Annotated in this window: 15 protein-coding genes and 2 riboswitches; of the genes, 8 read left to right on the top strand and 7 right to left on the bottom strand. The window is 72.6% G+C overall.

Features of this window, described 5'->3' with window-relative positions:
* Window positions 1-40: 40 nt before the first annotated feature.
* A complete protein-coding gene (locus G3I54_RS34360) occupies window positions 41-1,003 on the top strand; it encodes an electron transfer flavoprotein subunit alpha/FixB family protein (protein WP_164620681.1) in 963 nt (320 codons plus the stop codon).
* 87 nt (window positions 1,004-1,090) lie between these two features.
* On the opposite strand, the gene G3I54_RS34355 is transcribed toward G3I54_RS34360, so the two are convergent.
* The 6 genes from G3I54_RS34355 to G3I54_RS34330 all read right to left on the bottom strand — a co-directional run bounded on the left by G3I54_RS34355 (window position 1,091) and on the right by G3I54_RS34330 (window position 10,258).
* The gene (locus G3I54_RS34355) at window positions 1,091-2,482 is read right to left on the bottom strand and encodes a SidA/IucD/PvdA family monooxygenase (RefSeq protein ID WP_164620678.1); all 1,392 of its coding nucleotides are present in this window, start codon (window positions 2,480-2,482) and stop codon (window positions 1,091-1,093) included.
* A gap of 70 nt (window positions 2,483-2,552) precedes the next feature.
* On the bottom strand, window positions 2,553-4,076 hold the full coding sequence (locus tag G3I54_RS34350; RefSeq protein ID WP_164620676.1) for an aminotransferase class V-fold PLP-dependent enzyme: 1,524 nt from the start codon (window positions 4,074-4,076) through the stop codon (window positions 2,553-2,555).
* Between the two features lie 223 nt (window positions 4,077-4,299).
* Complete coding sequence (locus G3I54_RS34345; RefSeq protein WP_164620674.1) at window positions 4,300-5,253, bottom strand: immunity 49 family protein; 954 nt, start codon at window positions 5,251-5,253, stop codon at window positions 4,300-4,302.
* 127 nt (window positions 5,254-5,380) lie between these two features.
* Entirely contained in the window at window positions 5,381-7,705 is a 2,325-nt protein-coding gene (gene metE / locus G3I54_RS34340; RefSeq protein WP_164620672.1) for a 5-methyltetrahydropteroyltriglutamate--homocysteine S-methyltransferase, read from the bottom strand.
* 164 nt (window positions 7,706-7,869) lie between these two features.
* Window positions 7,870-8,086: riboswitch (cobalamin riboswitch) on the bottom strand.
* Between the two features lie 31 nt (window positions 8,087-8,117).
* The gene (locus tag G3I54_RS34335) at window positions 8,118-9,518 is read right to left on the bottom strand and encodes an MFS transporter (RefSeq protein WP_164620912.1); all 1,401 of its coding nucleotides are present in this window, start codon (window positions 9,516-9,518) and stop codon (window positions 8,118-8,120) included.
* 95 nt (window positions 9,519-9,613) lie between these two features.
* Window positions 9,614-10,258, bottom strand: coding sequence for a TetR/AcrR family transcriptional regulator (locus G3I54_RS34330; protein WP_164620669.1), 645 nt, complete (start codon window positions 10,256-10,258; stop codon window positions 9,614-9,616).
* A 262-nt stretch (window positions 10,259-10,520) separates the two neighbouring features.
* On the opposite strand from G3I54_RS34330, the gene G3I54_RS34325 reads away from it, so the two are divergent.
* Window positions 10,521-10,718 (top strand): hypothetical protein, encoded by a 198-nt coding sequence (locus tag G3I54_RS34325; RefSeq protein ID WP_018961481.1) that lies wholly within the window; start codon window positions 10,521-10,523, stop codon window positions 10,716-10,718.
* A gap of 114 nt (window positions 10,719-10,832) precedes the next feature.
* On the opposite strand, the gene cobF is transcribed toward G3I54_RS34325, so the two are convergent.
* Window positions 10,833-11,624: a precorrin-6A synthase (deacetylating) gene (gene cobF / locus G3I54_RS34320; protein WP_164620667.1), complete on the bottom strand. Its 792-nt coding sequence runs from the start codon at window positions 11,622-11,624 to the stop codon at window positions 10,833-10,835.
* Between the two features lie 91 nt (window positions 11,625-11,715).
* Window positions 11,716-11,895, top strand: a riboswitch (cobalamin riboswitch).
* 222 nt (window positions 11,896-12,117) lie between these two features.
* Between cobF and G3I54_RS34315 the strand changes: the two genes are divergently transcribed.
* The 6 genes from G3I54_RS34315 to G3I54_RS34290 all read left to right on the top strand — a co-directional run bounded on the left by G3I54_RS34315 (window position 12,118) and on the right by G3I54_RS34290 (window position 18,070).
* Complete coding sequence (locus tag G3I54_RS34315; protein ID WP_164620664.1) at window positions 12,118-13,620, top strand: CoA-acylating methylmalonate-semialdehyde dehydrogenase; 1,503 nt, start codon at window positions 12,118-12,120, stop codon at window positions 13,618-13,620.
* Window positions 13,617-14,771 (top strand): acyl-CoA dehydrogenase family protein, encoded by a 1,155-nt coding sequence (locus tag G3I54_RS34310; RefSeq protein ID WP_164620662.1) that lies wholly within the window; start codon window positions 13,617-13,619, stop codon window positions 14,769-14,771. The genes G3I54_RS34315 and G3I54_RS34310 overlap by 4 nt, the downstream gene beginning before the upstream one ends.
* Window positions 14,768-15,835, top strand: coding sequence for an enoyl-CoA hydratase/isomerase family protein (locus tag G3I54_RS34305; RefSeq protein ID WP_164620660.1), 1,068 nt, complete (start codon window positions 14,768-14,770; stop codon window positions 15,833-15,835). The genes G3I54_RS34310 and G3I54_RS34305 overlap by 4 nt, the downstream gene beginning before the upstream one ends.
* A complete protein-coding gene (gene mmsB / locus G3I54_RS34300) occupies window positions 15,832-16,758 on the top strand; it encodes a 3-hydroxyisobutyrate dehydrogenase (RefSeq protein WP_164620658.1) in 927 nt (308 codons plus the stop codon). Before G3I54_RS34305 ends, mmsB begins: the two co-directional genes overlap by 4 nt.
* Window positions 16,755-17,564 (top strand): enoyl-CoA hydratase, encoded by an 810-nt coding sequence (locus G3I54_RS34295; RefSeq protein WP_164620656.1) that lies wholly within the window; start codon window positions 16,755-16,757, stop codon window positions 17,562-17,564. The genes mmsB and G3I54_RS34295 overlap by 4 nt, the downstream gene beginning before the upstream one ends.
* A 155-nt stretch (window positions 17,565-17,719) precedes the next feature.
* Window positions 17,720-18,070 carry a metalloregulator ArsR/SmtB family transcription factor gene (locus tag G3I54_RS34290; RefSeq protein WP_164620653.1) on the top strand — a complete coding sequence of 117 codons (351 nt, stop codon included), beginning with the start codon at window positions 17,720-17,722 and terminating at the stop codon, window positions 18,068-18,070.
* Window positions 18,071-18,084: the final 14 nt, after the last annotated feature.

The following is an 18,084-nucleotide window of genomic DNA, read 5'->3' as shown; positions in this document are numbered from 1 at the left end:
TCTCTTCTCTCTCGTTTCTTCTCGTCTGGAGTGCGTTGTCATGGCTGAAGTTCTTGTTCTGGTCGATCATGTGGACGGTGCGGTGCGCAAGCCCACGCTGGAGCTGCTGACGCTGGCCCGCCGGATCGGTGATCCGGTCGCGGTGGCGTTGGGTGCGGGTGCGGAGGCGACCGCGGGGGTGCTGGGTGAGCACGGTGCGGTGAAGGTGCTGACCGCCGATGCCCCGGAGTTCGCGGACTATCTGGTGGTGCCGAAGGTGGACGCGCTGCAGGCGGCGTTCGACGCGGTGTCCCCGGTGGCGGTGCTGGTGGTGTCCTCCGCGGAGGGCAAGGAGATCGCGGCGCGTCTGGCGCTGCGCATCGGCTCGGGCATCATCACCGACGCCACTGATCTGGAGGCCGACGCGAAGGGCCCGGTCGCGACGCAGGCGGCGTTCGCCGCCTCGTACACGACGAAGTCCCGTGTCTCCAAGGGTGTCCCGGTCATCACGGTGAAGCCGAACTCCGCCCCGGTCGAGCCGGCCGCGGCCGCGGGCACGGTCGAGGCCCTCAGCGTGTCGTTCAGCGCGACGGCGACGGGCACGAAGGTGACCTCGCGTACGGCGCGTGAGTCGACGGGTCGCCCGGAGCTGACCGAGGCGGCGATCGTGGTCTCGGGTGGCCGTGGGGTCAACGGGGCGGAGAACTTCCCCGTGATCGAGGCGCTCGCGGACTCGCTGGGGGCTGCGGTGGGTGCGTCGCGTGCGGCGGTGGACGCGGGCTGGTATCCGCACACCTCGCAGGTCGGTCAGACCGGCAAGTCGGTCTCGCCGCAGCTGTACATCGCTTCGGGTATCTCGGGGGCGATCCAGCACCGGGCGGGTATGCAGACCTCGAAGACGATCGTCGCGATCAACAAGGACGCCGAGGCCCCGATCTTCGAACTCGTCGACTACGGCGTCGTCGGTGACCTCTTCGCCGTCGTTCCCCAGCTCACCGAAGAGATCAACACCCGCAAGGGCTGACCTCCGGTGAACGGAACCGCTCCGGGCCGCACGGTGAACCCACCGTGCGGCCCGTCCGCGTCGTCACCGGCATCGTCCTGACCGGCGTCACCTTCGTTCTTCGGCCGCATGTGACGGCGGGTCCAGGTCCTCGCGGTCCTGGACTCCGAGGCCGAACGTGGTGAAGGCCGTGCGCTCGGGCAGCGGGTAGAACTCCTTGCCCGTCAGCGCGTTGACGATGACGGCGGAGCGCCAGGCGGCCAGGCCCAGGTCCGGTGCGCCGACGCCGTGCGTGTGCCGTTCGGCGTTCTGCACGAAGACGGAACCGGCGATCTCCGGTGCGAGGACGAGCCGTTGGGCCGCGTCGACCTGCGGACGCCCGGCCTCGTCGCGGACGATGTACGGGTCGAGAGCGGCGAGCAGCGTGTCGACGGGGCGTTCCCGGTAGCCGGTGGCGAGGACGACGGCGTCGGTGACGAGCCGGCCCCGCGCCTCCTGCTGGCCGTGCTCCACGCTCAGTTCGATGCGCCCCTCCCCGGTGGTGGCCGCGCCGGTGACCTCGATGCCGGGGGTGAGCGTGACGTCGGGCCAGCCGCCGGCGAGGCTGCGCCGGTACAGCTCGTCGTGGATGTCCCCGAGCGTGTCCCCGCTGACGCCCTTGTACAGCTGCCACTGCCGGGGCAGGAGCCGGTCCCGGGTGGCCTGCGGAAGTCCGTGGAAGTAGCGGGTGTAGTCGGGGGTGAACTGCTCCAGGCCGATCTTGCTGTACTCCATGGGCGCGAACGCGGGCGTACGGGCCAGCCAGGTCAGCCCCTCCGCTCCTTCGGGCCGGGCCCGCAGCAGGTCCAGCAGGACTTCGGCGCCCGACTGGCCCGAGCCGACGACGGTGATGTGGCGGGCGGCCAGCAGCCGGTCCCGCTGGGAGAGGTAGTCCGCGGAGTGCAGCACCACGGCGGCCGGATCCTGGACCAACTCCCGCAGGGGCTCCGGGACATGGGGAGCAGTGCCGACTCCGAGGGCGAGGTTCCGGGCGTGGGTGAGCCCGGTCGACAGGGCCTCCCCGTCCGGGCCCAGCCGGGTGAACTCCACGGCGAACGCGTCCTGTCCACGGTCCCAGGCCACCGTGTCGACCCGGTGGCCGAAGCGGGTGGCGGGGAGTTCGGTGCTCACCCAGCGCAGATAGCTGTCGAACTCGGAGCGGTGGATGTGGAAGCGCTCGGCGAAGTAGAACGGGAAGAGCCTGCGGCGGATCTTGATGTAATTGAGGTAGGACCAGGGGCTGGTGGGCTCGACCAGGCTCACCAGGTCGGCCAGGAACGGCACTTGGAGGGTCGCCCCCTCGATGAGCAGCCCGGGGTGCCAGTGGAAGGCGGCGCGCTGCTCGTGGAAGACGGTGCGCAGGCCGGGTACGCCGTCGGCGAGGGCGGCGAGCGAGAGGTTGAAGGGCCCTGCGCCCACCCCCAGCAGGTCGAGGGGCGGCGTGCGCGGTCCGGGTGTCATCGGGTTCCTCCGGCGGGGGTCGCGGGGGCGGCGGTGGGTCGTCCCGGGCGAGTCGTGCGCATCGTCGACGTCATGGCGACAGCCTTTCCGCCACGGGGGCTTCGGTACCTTCGACCGCCGAGGCTTCACTCGCAGCACGGTCCGCCGCCGCCGTGACCAGGTCGAGCAGCGGAAGCAGGTCGGCCGTCGCGGCGTTCGGGTGCAGCAGGGTGGCCTTCAGCCACAGGCGGCGTCGGCCGTCGCCGTCCTCCGCCACCGCTCGGCCGAGGACGGCGCGCCCCTCGGCGAGCAGGATCCGGCGGACGGCGGCGACCACGGCGTCGCCCGCCTCCTCGGGCAGCGCGTCGGCCACTGTCGGCCGGAACAGCACGGTGCTGATGCCGATCCCGCCGGGCCGACGGCGCAGTGCGGGTCGCGCGTCGACGGCTTCGCCGAACTCGTGGGCCGCACGCACGCAGTGCTCCACCAGTTCGCCGAGTCCCCGGCGTCCGAGCGCCCGGAAGGTGACCGCCATCTTCAGCGCGTCGGGGCGTCGCGTGGTGCGGATCGAGCGGCCCAGCAGGTCCGGGAGCCCGGCCTCGGTGTCGTCGTCGGCGTTGAGGTAGTCGGCGCGCAGGGACAGCGGCGTGAGCATCCCGGCGTCCGCGACGGCCAGCACCCCGGCGGCGACCGGCTGCCAGCCGAGTTTGTGCAGGTCGAACGTTACGGAGGCGGCGTGCTCCAGGCCCGCGAGCAGCGGGGCCAGGCGCTCGCTGAACAGCAGCGGACCCCCGTACGCGGCGTCGACATGGAGCTGGGCCGTGTGCCGTTCGGCGATCCGGGCGATCTCCGGGAGCGGGTCGATGCGCCCCTCGTCGGTGGTTCCCGCGGTGGCGACGACCAGGAGCGGTGTTCCGGCGAGGCCGGTCAGGGCGCGGTCGAGGGCGGCCGGGTCGATCCGGCCGTCGCGGCAGGCGACGACCGTGGGGGCGGGCAGACCGAGCATCCAGGCGGCGCGGTGGACGCTGTGGTGGGCGTTGGCGCCGGTCACCACCCGCAGGGGGCCGGGCGTCGCCCGTTCCCGGGCGAGGAGCAGGGCGACCAGGTTGGACTCGGTGCCGCCGCTGGTGATGAGCGCGTCGGGGGCGGGGGCCGTCGGGTGGACGAGCCGGGCCAGGGCGGCCGTGGTCAGCTCCTCGATCACCCCGGCGGCGGGCGCCTGGTCCCAGGAGTCCATGGAGGGGTTGAGGGCCGCCCCCGCCAGCTCCGCAGCGGCGGCCACGGCGAGCGGCGGGCAGTGCAGATGGGCGACACAGGCGGGGTCGGCCGGGTCGGCGGCCCCTTCCGCGACCGCGCGGACCACGTCCGCGAGCGCCGACTCGGGGCCGACGCCCTCCTCCGGCAGCACCGGGGAGCAGAGGGCGCGGGTGCTCAGGGCCACGGCCTCGGGCCCTCCGGCGGGCAGCGGCCCGCCCCGGGCCGGGGCCGCGTCCTCCAGCGCGTCCAGGACGATCGCGGTGAGGTCCCGCAAGCGCCCCGGCCCGTCCGCGCCGCCCGCGAGAAGGCGCGCCGGGCCGCCGGGGGGCCCGGGAATCGGCGGCGTACCGGCGCTCACACCCCACGCTCCAGGGGCGGTTCACCGGACGGCGGGAGCTGAGCACGCGGCATGACGAAGCCCTTCGGTCAAAGTGCGCGGCGGGTCGGGCGGGAGCGGTGTCCGCACGCGGGGCGGCACCGGGGGCGAAAGATCCACCACCGGATATCCGCTGGTTAGGCTAACCTAACTTCGAGGGTGCGAACGACGTGCGGCCGCCGGGCCATGGAGGCTACTTCGCCTGTCAGGAACCCAGGTTGTTCGGTCCCGCCTCCGCCGCCCGGTGCATCGCATCGGCGGTTCCCAGCAGTTCGGGCGGCAAGTAGCCGGAGCGGACGCCGAGTTGCCATCCGTGCACCCGCACCGCGAGCGCGGCCAGGGCGAGGGCGTCGAGCGGCAGCAGGCTGCGGGGCGCGGGAGCGGGTCCCACGCTCTCCCGGTAGGTGTCGAGCCGGTCCGCCAACGCCTGCTCGAAGGCGTGCTGTTCGTCGTCGAGGAGTACGCGCAGCAGTCGCTGATCGGGGGTCGGTGCGCCTGCGGCGTCCAGTGCGGCGGCCGCCCGTGCCCGCTCGTCGGCGTCGGGCCGGCGCAGCGGCACGGTGGGCCAGTGCCGGGGCAGCTGGCCCTCCGCCTCCCGCAGGTAGAGGCACAGGGCGTCCATCGCCGCGAGGTCCGCCGGGTCCGATGCCGAGGTGAGCGGGGAGTACGGAACACCTTCGTGGATCGCGGGCGCGTAGTCGTTCCGCAGCAGCAGTCCGATCACCCGCCGCCAGTCCAGCACGAGGCCGCTGACCAGGCAGACGGCGAAGGCGTCGAGCCAGGTCCGGGCCGAGGGCGCCTCGGCTCCCGCGTGGCCGAAGGCGGCGCTGAAGGATATGTCCTCGGTGCTGAGCCGCTCGCCGATCAGCGGGAAGGGGATCTCCTGGTCGCCGTCGGGGAAGCAGCCGACGCTCAGCTCTCCCAGGCGGCACTCGGCCGCCGTGCGCAGCGCGGAGCGTGCCACATCGTCGAGCGCCGTCCCCTGCCCGGTGCGGGCGGCGACGTGGTCGAGCAGTTCGCCGGCCGCTTCGGCCATGCGCCGGGGGGCCGGGTCGTCGTAGCGCATCCCGTGCCACCGCCCCGCGGCGCGCCCGACGATGCCCTCCGACGCTTCGTCCAGCCGCCGGGCGTCCACCTCATGACACGTCACTTCCCGCACGTACCCCGCCCTTTCGTGATCTTCGATCCGGAAGCGGCACGCTATCAGTGGGCTCGGACATCGCCCGGGCCCGACGGGTACGGCCCGGTGCGGGAGCGGCGGTGGCCGCTCCCGCACCGGGCCGGTGTCACGCCGCGTCGGTGGGCAGCTCCGCGCGGATCTCCCGCGCGGCGGCGACCAGGTTCTCCAGGGAGGCCCGGGTCTCGGGCCAGCCACGGGTCTTCAGGCCGCAGTCGGGGTTCACCCACAGGCGCCCGGCCGGGATGGCTTCAAGTCCCTTGCGCAGAAGGGCCGCTGCCTCCTCGGCACTGGGGATGCGCGGGGAGTGGATGTCGTAGACGCCGGGTCCGGCCTCACGGGGGTAGCCGTGGGCGGCCAGTTCGCGGGCGACCTGCATGTGGGAGCGGGCCGCCTCCAGGCTGATGACGTCGGCGTCGAGGTCGTCGATGGCCTGGACGATGTCGCCGAACTCCGCGTAGCACATGTGGGTGTGGATCTGGGTGTCCGGCCGCACTCCGGCGGTGGCGAGCCGGAAGGACTCGGTCGCCCACTCCAGGTACGCGGCGTGCTCGGCGGCCCGCAGCGGAAGCGTCTCGCGCAGTGCGGGCTCGTCGACCTGGATGACCGAAGTGCCGTTCGCCTCCAGGTCGTTGACCTCGTCGCGCAGGGCGAGGGCCACCTGGCGGGCGGTGTCGCCGAGCGGCTGGTCGTCACGGACGAAGGACCAGGCGAGCATGGTGACCGGGCCGGTGAGCATGCCCTTGACGGGGCGCTCGGTCAGCGACTGCGCGTACGTGGTCCAGCGCACCGTCATCGGCTCGGGGCGCGAGATGTCGCCCGCGAGGACCGGCGGGCGGACGTAGCGGGTGCCGTAGGACTGCACCCAGCCGTGCTGGGTGGCGAGGTAGCCGGTGAGCTGCTCGGCGAAGTACTGCACCATGTCGTTGCGTTCGGGCTCGCCGTGCACCAGGACGTCGAGTCCTGCCTTCTCCTGGAAGGAGAGGACCTCGCGGATCTCGTCCTTGATCCGGTCCTCGTAACCGGCCTCGTCGATACGGCCGGCCCGCAGGTCGGCCCGCGCGGTGCGCAGTTCGGTGGTCTGCGGGAACGAGCCGATGGTGGTGGTCGGCAGCAGCGGCAGCCCGAGGTGGGCGCGCTGGGCGGCGGTCCGCTCGGTGTACGGCTGCGAGCGGCGACCGTCGGCGTCGGTGATGGCCGCCGTACGGGCCCGGACGGCCGGGTCGCGGGTGATGGCGGCGTCGGCGCGGGAGGCCAGGTCGGCCCGGTTGGCGGCGAGTTCGGCGGCGATGGCCTCGGTGCCGCCGGACAGGCCGCGGGCCAGAACTACGATCTCCTGGGTCTTCTGCTTGGCGAAGGCGAGCCAGCGGGCGATCTGCGGGTCGATGTCGCTCTCGGCCTCGGCGTCCAGCGGGACGTGGAGGAGGGAGCTGGAGGCGGAGACGTCGACGTGGTCCGCGAGGCCGAGGAGCGTGCCGAGGGTGGCGAGCGACTTCTCGTAGTCGTTGATCCAGATGTTGCGGCCGTTGACGACACCCGCGACCAGGCGCTTGCCGGGCAGTCCGCCGACCGCCGCGAGGTCGTCGAGGTTCCCGGCGCCGGACTCGGTGAAGTCGAGCGCGAGACCGTCGACGGGGGCCTTGGCCAGGACCGGCAGCGCCTCGCCGAGCCGCCCGAAGTAGGAGGCGACCAGCAGCTTCGGCCGGTCGGTGAGTCCGCCCAGCTCGCGGTAGGCGCGGGCGGCGGCGTTCAGCTCGGCCGGGGTGCGGTCCTGGACGAGGGCGGGCTCGTCGAGCTGCACCCATTCCGCTCCTGCCGCGCGCAGGTCGGCGAGGACCTCGGCGTACACGGGAAGCAGCCGGTCCAGCAGGGTCAGCGGCTCGAAGTCCGCGGCCACACCGGGGGCCGCCTTGGCGAGCAGGAGGTAGGTGACGGGGCCGACGAGCACCGGGCGCGGGGTGTGGCCGAGCGCGAGGGCTTCCTTCAACTCCGCGACCTGCTTGGCGGAGTCGGCGGTGAACACCGTCTCCGGCCCCAACTCGGGCACCAGGTAGTGGTAGTTGGTGTCGAACCACTTCGTCATCTCCAGCGGCGCGACATCCTGCGTGCCGCGGGCCATGGCGAAGTAGCCGTCGAGGGCGTCGGCGCGGACCGCTTCGCGGTGCCGCTCGGGGACAGCGCCGACCATGACGCTGGTGTCCAGGACATGGTCGTAGTACGAGAAATCACCGGTCGGCACGTCGTGGACGCCGGCCTCGGCGAGCTGCTGCCAGGTCCCGCGGCGCAGTTCGGCGGCGGTCTGCCGGAGGGTGTCCGCGGTGACGCGGCCCTTCCAGTAGCCCTCGATGGCCTTCTTCAGTTCACGGTTCTGACCCTGGCGGGGGTAGCCGTACACGGTGGCCCGTGCTGCCGCGGCTGCGGGCTTCGCTGTCACGTGACTCTCCTTCGCGAGCGTGTCTGCTGTGCAGATCCCGGGACGGGACGCGGACGCGAAGGGATGACGCATCGGGCGGATGCCGGGACACGTCGAACCGTGTCCGTCCACCTGATGGTTACGCCGACCCGCCCACGAGGTCACCGAGATCTCCGCACGCGAACGGTCGCGTGCGGGCAGCGGGCAGGTCTTCGGACTCGCGGGCACGTCTGCCGGAGGCAGACACCTACTGGCCGTCGCTTCCCAGACCCGGCCGGGCCCAGTGCGTATGACGGCGGTCGTTCCCACTCACCGCTGCGGGGCAGTCCCGGATTCCCACCGGGTTCCCTCTTACGACACCCCATCTGGCGGACAGGGCGAACCAGCTGCACCGGTCAGCCTAAGGGGGCGACCGCCGGGCGCACACCGTTGTTCACACTTCGGACGGTGATGTGAGACACGAGGCGGCCCTTTCCGGCCGCCCCCGGCCCGCGTCGCCCGGCGGTGGTCCGGTGCGCCGGCGCGCGCCCGGCAGCAGCGCCGCGGGGACCAGCGCGAGCGCGGCCGTCGCGGCGAGCACCAGGAGCGCCGCCCCCATCGCCCCCTCCCACCGCTCCGCCTGTCCGGCTCCGGCGGCGGGCAGCAGACCGGCGGCGACCGCGATGCCGAGAACGGGTCCGATGTTCACGGCGGTCTGTTTGAGGCCGCCCACCACTCCGGCGTATCCGGGCGGCGCGTCGCCCACCACCGTGCCGGTGGCGGTGACCATCACCGTGGCGTACCCGGCGCCCAGCACGGCGAAGGCCGCGCCCATCGCCACCGGTCCGGTGCCGCTGTCGGTTCCGGCCAGCCATCCGATGCCGAGGACGACCAGCAGGGTGCCGCCGAGCGCGGTGGTCCGCGCGCCGAATACGCGCAGCACGCGCCCGGCGATCGGCGCGCCGACGATCATCAACGCCGTCATGGGCAGGGCGCGCAGGGCGCTGTCGAGCGGGGCGAGGCCCAGCGCGTACTGCAGGAAGTACGTGCTGACGAACAGGGCGCCGAACATGCCGCTCGCGGTGAACAGCAGCAGCACCATGGAGGCGGTGACCGGCACCGACCGTGCGACCGCCGCGGGTACCAGCGGATTGCGGCTGCGGCGTTCGTGGCGGACGAGGACGGCCGCGACGGCGGCCGAGCAGAGCAGTCCCCCCACCGTGCGGCGGTCGGCCCAGCCGTGGAGTTCCACCTCGGCGAGCGCGTTCACCAGGAGGGCGAGCGCGGCCGCGAGGAGGAGTGCTCCGCCGATCTCCGGGCGGCGGCTCGATGTCCGTACGGCGGTGTCCTCCGGGACGCGGGCCGCCAGGCAGAGCAGGCCGATCAGGAGCGCGATGGGCACGTTGACGACGAAGACGGACCGCCAGCCGAACTGCGCCACCAGGAAACCGCCGAGCAGCGGACCGGCGCCGGCCGCCACCCCGATGGCGCTGGTCCGCAGGGCGACCGGCAGGCCGAGCCGGTCCGGCGGGTAGACCTGGCGCAGCAGCGCCAGTGTCGCCGGCTGCAACAGGGCGCCGAACACTCCTTGTACGGCGCGCAGCGCGACGACCCAGCCGACCGAGGGCGCCACGGCGATGCCCGCGGACGCGGCGCCGAAGCCGAGCGATCCGATCAGGAGCAGGCGGGTGTGGCCGTACCGGTCCCCCAGCCGTCCGGCGAGGACGAGAAGACTCGCCACCGCGAGGAGGTACGCCGTACTCGTCCACTGCACCTGGGCGAGGGACGCGGAGAGATCGCGCTGAAGGCTGGGCTGGGCCACGAAGAGGACGGAGCCGTCGAGCGCGACGATCATCGCCCCGGCGACACTGCCCGCGAGGGCGAGGCGGGGCCGGACGGGGGCGGTCGCGGAGCCGGTCGACGGAGGTACGGACGGGGGCACGGGTACGGTCACGGTTTCGCCGGTCCGAGGTGGGCGTCGACGGTCCGGGCGATCAGCGCCGCGAGGCTCTCCTGGGCGTGCGGGTCGCCCGGCGAGGGGGCGTCGAGGGTGAGGGAGAGGCTTCCCCAGCTCCACAGTTGAGCGATGCCGTGGACGTTCGCCCAGAGGGCGGCGGCCACGACGTCCGGGGCGGGCTCCGGCCCGGGGGACGACGGCCGGGCGGTGTCCTGCCGGTGCCGGGCGACCAGGGCTACGAGCGAGGAGAACAGCGGGAGGGTCTTCTCCCGCAGCCTGGGCCCTCCGTCGGCCTCACCGCCGCCGTCCAGCAGATCGTGACGGAACATCAGCTCGAACATCGGGCGGTGCTCGACGGCGAATCCGACGTAGACGTCGACCAGGAGACACAGCTGGGCGCGCGGGTCGCCGTCCGGCCGGAGCGAGGTGTCGAGCCGGTCCTTCAAAGCGTCGAATCCGCGCCCCGCGATGGCGGAGAGCAGCGAGCGGTGCGTCGGGAAGTGGCGGCGCGGCGCGCCGTGCGAGACACCGGCGCGACGGGCGATCTCCCGCAGCCCCAGCGCCGCGATCCCCTCGGTCACCACCATCTCGACGCCGATGTCCACCAGTCGTTCCCGCAGCGGGACTTCGTCTTCCATGAGGAACTTCTAGCATCACGGAGTAGACAGTGTCTACTCCGTGGGCGGAGAGCGCCACGGGCGTTCCGCGCCCGTTCCGCTGTTCGTCACGCGCTTCCTGATCGCCGGTCAGGTCGTTGACCTCGACTGTGCGGAGGCAGTGACCCAGATGTAACCGAATGGCGTAGAGAACGCGGAACCACGGAGCGTCACAAGCCGTTCTTCTTCCCACTACACGGCCGCCGGACCCCGGCGATGCCGACCGAGGAAAGGAAAACGCCCTATGAAGAAGACAGTCGGGTGGGCCCAGGACGGCGACGACTGGACGATCACCGTGAACGGCACGCTGTATCGCGCGATCGAACGGCCGGCGGACGGCCGGGTGCACGACTATCTGGTGCGGGGCGACGACCTGACCGCCGAGTGCCCGAGCCTGGGGCACGGGCTCGGCGTGATCCGGGCGCACGAGACCCGGCGCTGACACCCCGCAGGTCCGACGACGAGGTGCGGAGGCCGCCGCCGCCCGCGCCTCGACGTGGACCCGTAAGCCACACAGGCCGTAGGCCCCCGCCCGTGCCGCCGCCCGTCCGTGCCGTCAGCCGTCCGTGGCGTCCGGTGCCGGGCGCAGCAGATAGGTGTCCATGATCCAGCCGTGCCGCTCGCGGGCCTCCGCGCGCAGCCGGCTGATCCGCTCGGCCACCTCGTCGAGCGGGCCGGAGACCAGGATCTCGTCCGGGGTGCCGATGTACGCGCCCCAGTGGATCCACAGGCCCCTGCCCGTCAGATGGGTGAAGGTCTCATGGCCGTCGAGCATCACGACGATATCGACGTCGTCCCCGGGAAAGCCCTGGGCCAGACGCCTGCCGGGGGTGATGTGGATGGGGCGGCCGACCCCGTTCAGGGTGACGCGGTGCCGGGCGGCGAGGGCGGAGACGCTGCTGATGCCGGGGATCACCTCATGGCCGAATTCCACCGTGCCGCGGCCCCGGATGTCGTCGAGGATCGCGAGGGTGCTGTCGTACAGCGACGGGTCGCCCCACACCAGGAAGGCGCCGCACTGCCCCGGCGCGAGCTCCTCGGTGATCAGGCGTTCGCAGATGTCGGCCCGGCGCTGACGCCAGTCGCGCACCGCCGAGGCGTAGCGCCCGCCGTCCTGCTGGGTGCGGTCCCGCCACGGGTCCTCGGCCTCCACGACGCGGTAGGGGCCGGTGAGGTGTTCATCCAGGATGTCCCGCCGCAGCCGGGTCAGGGACTCCTTCTCCTTGCCCTTGCCGAGCACGAAGAAGACGTCGGCCCGGCGCATGGCCTTCACCGCGGCGAGGGTCAGATGGTCGGGGTCTCCGGCGCCCATGCCGATGACGAGGACGTGGCGCGGTGCGTAGCTCATGTCGGCCGATCATGCCAGGGGCGAGCCGGGGTGGACTTACTAGGACGTCCAACTATATCTTCGGGGCAGCGGGGTGGCCGGTGCGCAGCCGGACGCCCTCAAGGCCCGTGGTGTCAGGGAAGCCGGTGCGATTCCGGCGCGGTCCCGCCACTGTGACCGGGGAGTTCGTCCTCGCAGGACACGCCACTGACGGCGAAGCAGCCGTCGGGAAGGCATGAGGACGGGCGTCGATCCGGGAGTCAGGATACCGGCCACGGGATGTTCCGTGTTTCCACGAGGATGGAGCAGACACGCATGGCACAGGTCCGCATTCACGGCCCCGCAGGTCCGTCCCCGCGAGCGGTTCTTCCCGCCCCCTGACGGGCCCCGCCCTTCGCGTCCCACCACGGCAGGCCCCTCCGCGCCCGCGCACCGACGGTGCGCCGTGCGCCGGTGCCGCCGCGTGCCATCCCCGGATCTCACCTGACGATCTCACCGACGAGAGCAGGCTTCCATGGTCCGCGAACTCACCCATTTCATCGGCGGCAAGCACACGTCCGGCACCTCGGGCGCCTACGGCGATGTGTACGACCCCAACACCGGCCGGGTCCAGGCCCGGGTACCGCTGGCCGACCGCTCCGAGACCGAGGCGGCCATCGCCGACGCGGCCGAGGCCCAGCGCGAGTGGGGCGAGTGGAACCCGCAGCGCCGCGCCCGGGTGCTGCTGCGCTTCCTCCAGCTCGTCGAGAAGGAGAAGGACGCGCTGGCCCGGCTGCTGTCCTCGGAGCACGGCAAGACCGTGGCGGACGCGCACGGCGACCTCGCGCGCGGACTGGACGTGGTGGAGTTCGCCGCCGGTGTCCCGCATCTGCTGAAGGGCGAGTTCAGCGACAACGCGGGGTCCGGCATCGACGTCCACTCGCTGCGCCGGCCGCTCGGCGTCGTCGCGGGCATCACCCCGTTCAACTTCCCCGCGATGATTCCGCTGTGGAAGGCGGCACCTGCTCTGGCCTGCGGGAACGCCTTCATTCTGAAGCCCTCCGAGCGGGACCCGTCGGTGCCGCTGCGGCTGGCCGAACTGTTCCTGGAGGCGGGGCTGCCGCCCGGGGTGCTGAACGTCGTCAACGGCGGCAAGGAGGCGGTGGACACCCTCCTGGAGGACCCGCGCGTCAAGGCGCTCGGCTTCGTCGGCTCGACGCCGATCGCCGCGCACATCTACGCCACGGCCGCCGCCCACGGCAAGCGCGCGCAGTGCTTCGGCGGGGCGAAGAACCACATGATCGTGATGCCGGACGCCGACCTGGACCAGGCGGTGGACGCGCTGATCGGCGCCGGTTACGGCTCGGCGGGCGAGCGGTGCATGGCGATCTCGGTGGCCGTGCCCGTGGGCGAGGCCACCGCCGACGCGCTGGTCGCCAGGCTCACCGAGCGGATCGCCGAGCTGCGGATCGGCCGCTCGGACGACCCGGACGCCGACTTCGGGCCCCTGGTGGGCCGCGACGCGGTGGACCGGGTCCGCGGCTATGTCGACCTCGGCGTCGAGGAGGGCGCCGAACTGGTCGTCGACGGACGCGACTTCACCCTGGAGGGCCACGAGGACGGCTTCTTCGCGGGCGCCTCGCTCTTCGACCGGGTCACGCCGGACATGCGGATCTACCAGGAGGAGATCTTCGGCCCGGTGGTGTCCGTGGTCCGCGCGGCCGACTACGAGGAGGCGCTGCGGCTGCCTTCGGCGCACCCGTACGGCAACGGCGTCGCGCTCTTCACCCGCGACGGCGACACCGCACGCGACTTCACCCGCCGCGTGGACACCGGCATGGTCGGCGTCAACGTGCCGATCCCGGTGCCGGTCGCGTACCACACGTTCGGCGGCTGGAAGCGGTCCGGCTTCGGCGATCTGAACCAGCACGGCCCGGACGCCATCCGCTTCTACACCCGTACGAAGACCGTCACTTCGCGCTGGCCCGCCTCGGGAATCCGGGACGGCGCGAGCTTCACGATTCCGACCATGGGATGAGTGCCGTGACCACGCTCCTCACCGACGACCAGCTCGCGGTCGTCGAGACGACCCTGGACTTCGCCCAGGAACACCTGGCCCCGCACGCCGTGGCCTGGGACCAGGACAAGCACTTCCCCGTCGATGTCCTGCGCAAGGCGGCGGAACTCGGCCTCGGCGGCGTCTACGTACGCGACGAACTCGGCGGCTCCGGGCTCTCCCGCTCCGACGGGGTCCTGGTCTTCGAGGCCCTGGCCACCGGCTGCCCGTCCATCGCGGGCTATCTCTCCATCCACAACATGGTCGGCTGGATGATCGACCGGTACGGCGGCGAGGACCAGCGCGGCCGCTATCTGCCCGCGCTCTGCACCATGGAGCAGCTCGGCAGCTACTGCCTGACCGAACCGGGCGCCGGGTCCGACGCCGCCGCGCTGCGCACCCGCGCGGTCCGCGACGGCGACCACTGGGTGCTGACGGGGACGAAGCAGTTCATCTCCGGGGCGGGCGCCTCGCACCTCTACATCGTGCTGGCCCGCACCGGCGACGACGGACCCCGGGGCATCTCCGCGTTCCTCGTCGAACGCGACGATCCCGGGCTGTCGTTCGGGGTCAACGAGAAGAAGATGGGGTGGAACGCACAGCCCACCCGGCAGGTCCTGCTGGACGAGGTGCGGATCCCGGCCGACCGGCTGCTCGGCGAGGAGGGCGGCGGCTTCCGCATCGCGATGAACGGCCTCAACGGCGGCCGACTGGGCATCGCCGCCTGCTCGTTGGGGGGTGCGCAGAGCGCGCTGGACCGGAGCCTCGCCCATCTCGCGGACCGGGAGGCGTTCGGCGCCCGGCTGCTGGACTCGCAGGCGCTGCAGTTCCGGCTGGCCGACATGGCGACCGAACTGGCGGCGGCCCGCGCCCTGGTACGGCAGGCGGCCGAGGCGCTCGACCGGAACGCGGCCGGGGCCCCGCAACTGTGCGCGATGGCCAAGCACTTCGCGACCGACACGGGTTACTCGGTGGCCGACCGGGCGCTCCAACTGCACGGCGGATACGGCTATCTGGCCGAGTACGGCATCGAGAAGATCGTCCGGGACCTTCGGGTCCACCAGATCCTGGAAGGGACCAACGAGATCATGCGCGTCATGGTGGCCCGGAGCCTGACGGGAGCCCTGCGATGACCGAGGAACTCGTGCTCGCCCGCACCGAGGGGCGTACGGGGGTGCTGACGCTGAACCGGCCGAAGGCGCTCAACGCCCTCACCCACGCGATGGTGGAGACGATCGCGGCGGCCCTGGACCGGTGGGAACACGACCCCGAGGTGGGGGCCGTCGTCATCACCGGGGCCGGGGAGCGCGGCCTGTGCGCGGGCGGCGACATCCGGTCCATCTACGAGGACGCCCGGGTGGGCGGCAAGGCCTCGGCCGCGTTCTGGCGCGACGAGTACCGGCTCAACGCCCGGATCGCCCGCTACCCGAAGCCGTATGTGGCGGTCATGGACGGCATCGTGATGGGCGGCGGGGTCGGCGTCTCGGCGCACGGCAGCGTCCGGATCGTCACCGAGCGGTCCAAGGTGGCCATGCCGGAGACCGGGATCGGCTTCGTGCCGGACGTCGGCGGCACCTATCTGCTGGCGCTGGCCCCCGGCGAGCTGGGCACCCATCTCGCCCTGACCGGTGCGGTGGTGGGCGCCCGGGACGCCCTGCTGTGCGGGCTCGCGGACCACTTCGTACCGCAGGAGGGCCTGCCCGCGTTCCTCGCCGAGTTGCGGACCGAGGCCCCGGCCCAGGTGCTCCACAGTCACGTCCGGGACGCCCCCGCCGGCGTCCTGGACGCCGACCGCTCCTGGATCGACCACTGTTACGCCGCCGACACGGTCGAGGAGATCGTGGAGCGGCTGCTCGCCTCCGACGCCCCGGAGGCGGGCGAGGCGGCCGCCACGATCCTCGGCCGGTCGCCCACCGCGCTGAAGGTCACCCTGGCCGCGCTGCGCAGGGCACGCGAACTCGGGCCGCTGGAAAGGGTGCTGGAGCAGGAGTACCGCGTCTCGTGCGCGGCCCTCGCCTCCCCCGACCTGGTGGAGGGCATCCGGGCCCAGGTGATCGACAAGGACCGGAACCCTCGCTGGTCGCCCGGCACGCTCGTGGAGGTAACAGACGCGGACGTGGCCCGGTACTTCGCTCCGACCGGCGGCGAGGAACTGTCCCTCGCCGCATCCGACTCACCGCAGGAGGTGCCCTGGTGACCACCACCGTCGCGTTCATCGGCCTCGGCCACATGGGCGGCCCGATGGCCGCCAACCTCGTCAGGGCCGGACACCGGGTGCTCGGCCACGATCTCGTCGAGTCCTGTCTGTCGGCCGCCGTGGCGGACGGGGTCGAGGCGGCCCGGTCCGCCGCCGATGCGGCGGCCGTCGCGGACGTGGTGATCACCATGCTGCCCGCCGGACGCCATGTCCTCTCCCTGTACGGGCAGGAGGGCCTGCTCGCCGCCGCCCGCCCCGGCACCCTGTTCGTCGACTGCTCGACCATCGACGTGGCGGACTCCCGCGCCGCCCACGCGGCGGCGGAGGCGGCCGGTCACCGGTCGCTGGACGCGCCGGTCTCCGGCGGGGTGGTGGGGGCCGAGGCGGGCACGCTCACCTTCATGGCCGGCGGCGAGGAGAGCGCGTTCGCACAGGCCGAGCCGCTGCTGGCCGTGATGGGCAAGAAGGCGGTGCACTGCGGTGGGGCCGGTGCCGGGCAGGCCGCGAAGATCTGCAACAACATGATCCTCGGCGTCTCGATGATCGCCGTCAGCGAGGCGTTCGTGCTCGCCGAGAGCCTCGGTCTCTCCGATCAGGCGCTGTACGACGTGGCGTCGGCGGCCTCCGGCCAGTGCTGGGCGCTCACCGTCAACTGCCCGGTCCCCGGCCCGGTTCCGGCCAGTCCGGCCAACCGCGACTACCGCCCCGGGTTCGCCGCTCCTCTCATGGCGAAGGACCTCGGGCTGGCCGCCAACGCCCTGCGCGCGGGCGGCATCGACGCCGAACTGGGGCTTCGAGCAGCGGAGTTGTACGCACGGTTCGCCGAGGGTCCAGGGGCGGACCAGGACTTCTCCGGGATCGTCCGGGCCATCCGGGCCGCCTCGTCGAACCCCACCGATGCGCAGAAAGGCAGCACCACATGAGCGAGCACAGCGAGACCGCGTCCACCCCGGGCCCGTACGGCACCATCCTGGTCGAGCGCCGGGGCCGTACCGCCCTGCTCACCCTGAACCGCCCCAAGGCGCTCAACGCGCTGAGCCTGGACGTCATGCGGGAGACCGTCGAGGCCACGGAGGCGCTCGACCGCGACCCGGACGTCGGCTGCATCGTGATCACCGGCAGCGGGGAGAAGGCGTTCGCGGCCGGGGCGGACATCAAGGAGATGCAGCCGCAAAGCTACACGGATATGTATCTCAGCGACTGGTTCACCGCCTGGGACCGGCTCGGGCAGCTCCGCACGCCCACGATCGCCGCCGTACGGGGCTACGCCCTGGGCGGCGGGTGCGAGCTGGCCATGATGTGCGACCTGGTCATCGCCTCGGAGTCGGCGGTCTTCGGGCAGCCGGAGATCCGGCTCGGGGTGATCCCGGGCATCGGCGGCTCCCAGCGGCTGACCCGGGCGATCGGCAAGGCCAAGGCGATGGACCTGTGTCTGACCGGCCGGAACATGGGGGCCGAGGAGGCGGAGCGGGCCGGACTGGTATCCCGGATCGTCCCGGACGCGGATCTGCTCCAGGAGGCGCTGGCGGTCGCGGACACGGTCTCCGGAATGTCGGCGCCCGTGGCGATGATGGCGAAGGAGGCGGTGAACCGGTCCTTCGAGACGACCCTCGCCGAGGGCGTCCGCTTCGAACGCCGCCTGTTCCACGCGGTGTTCGCGACGGCCGACCAGAAGGAGGGCATGAAGGCGTTCACCGAGAAGCGGCCCGCGGAGTTCACCCACCACTGACGTCCAGGGTCACCGCTCGCCCGCTCGGGATCACCGCGCACGCGCCCGGGGTCACCGCGCACGCGCCCGGGCCGGCGTCCGGGCGCGGCCCTCCGTGCTTGCGTGTGAGCGCACGTACGCACATATTCGGCCATCGGCGGCCTACGATGTGCGGCATGAGCGCAAGCACGCATCAAGCAGGTGCACATGGTGCGCAGGAGCGGGCCGAGCGGCTGGCGACGGCCGTCTCGGTCCTCACTCTGCTCGCGGACGGCACCCGGCTGGCGCTGCTGGAGCAGCTCGGGCGCGGGGAGGCCGACGTCAGCACCCTCACCGAGGCGTGCGGCGCGGCGCGGCCCTCGGTCAGCCAGCATCTGGCCAAGCTCCGCCTGGCCGGCCTGGTGACCACCCGCAAGGACGGCCGCCGCGTCGTGTACAGCCTGCGCCACGGGCATCTGCGCCGACTGGTGGAGGAAGCACTGAACGTCGCCGACCACCAGATCGGCGCCCTGCCCCCGCACGACTGAGCCCCGGCCGCCCG

The organism is Streptomyces sp. SID14515 (assembly GCF_010548505.1).
GTDB classification, from domain to species: Bacteria; Actinomycetota; Actinomycetes; order Streptomycetales; family Streptomycetaceae; genus Streptomyces; species Streptomyces caviscabies.
Note: the sequence above shows the minus strand (reverse complement) of the source record. Positions and strands in the feature narration are given on the sequence as shown.

What these genes read in the sequence shown, in the direction of transcription:
- G3I54_RS34360 (WP_164620681.1), top strand. Translation starts at nt 41, where the DNA reads ATGGCTGAAGTTCTTGTTCTGGTCGATCATGTGGACGGTGCGGTGCGC.
- G3I54_RS34355 (WP_164620678.1), bottom strand. Translation starts at nt 2,482, where the DNA reads ATGACACCCGGACCGCGCACGCCGCCCCTCGACCTGCTGGGGGTGGGC.
- G3I54_RS34335 (WP_164620912.1), bottom strand. Translation starts at nt 9,518, where the DNA reads ATGATCGTCGCGCTCGACGGCTCCGTCCTCTTCGTGGCCCAGCCCAGC.
- G3I54_RS34330 (WP_164620669.1), bottom strand. Translation starts at nt 10,258, where the DNA reads ATGGAAGACGAAGTCCCGCTGCGGGAACGACTGGTGGACATCGGCGTC.
- G3I54_RS34325 (WP_018961481.1), top strand. Translation starts at nt 10,521, where the DNA reads ATGAAGAAGACAGTCGGGTGGGCCCAGGACGGCGACGACTGGACGATC.
- cobF (WP_164620667.1), bottom strand. Translation starts at nt 11,624, where the DNA reads ATGAGCTACGCACCGCGCCACGTCCTCGTCATCGGCATGGGCGCCGGA.
- G3I54_RS34315 (WP_164620664.1), top strand. Translation starts at nt 12,118, where the DNA reads ATGGTCCGCGAACTCACCCATTTCATCGGCGGCAAGCACACGTCCGGC.
- G3I54_RS34310 (WP_164620662.1), top strand. Translation starts at nt 13,617, where the DNA reads ATGAGTGCCGTGACCACGCTCCTCACCGACGACCAGCTCGCGGTCGTC.
- G3I54_RS34305 (WP_164620660.1), top strand. Translation starts at nt 14,768, where the DNA reads ATGACCGAGGAACTCGTGCTCGCCCGCACCGAGGGGCGTACGGGGGTG.
- G3I54_RS34295 (WP_164620656.1), top strand. Translation starts at nt 16,755, where the DNA reads ATGAGCGAGCACAGCGAGACCGCGTCCACCCCGGGCCCGTACGGCACC.
- G3I54_RS34290 (WP_164620653.1), top strand. Translation starts at nt 17,720, where the DNA reads ATGAGCGCAAGCACGCATCAAGCAGGTGCACATGGTGCGCAGGAGCGG.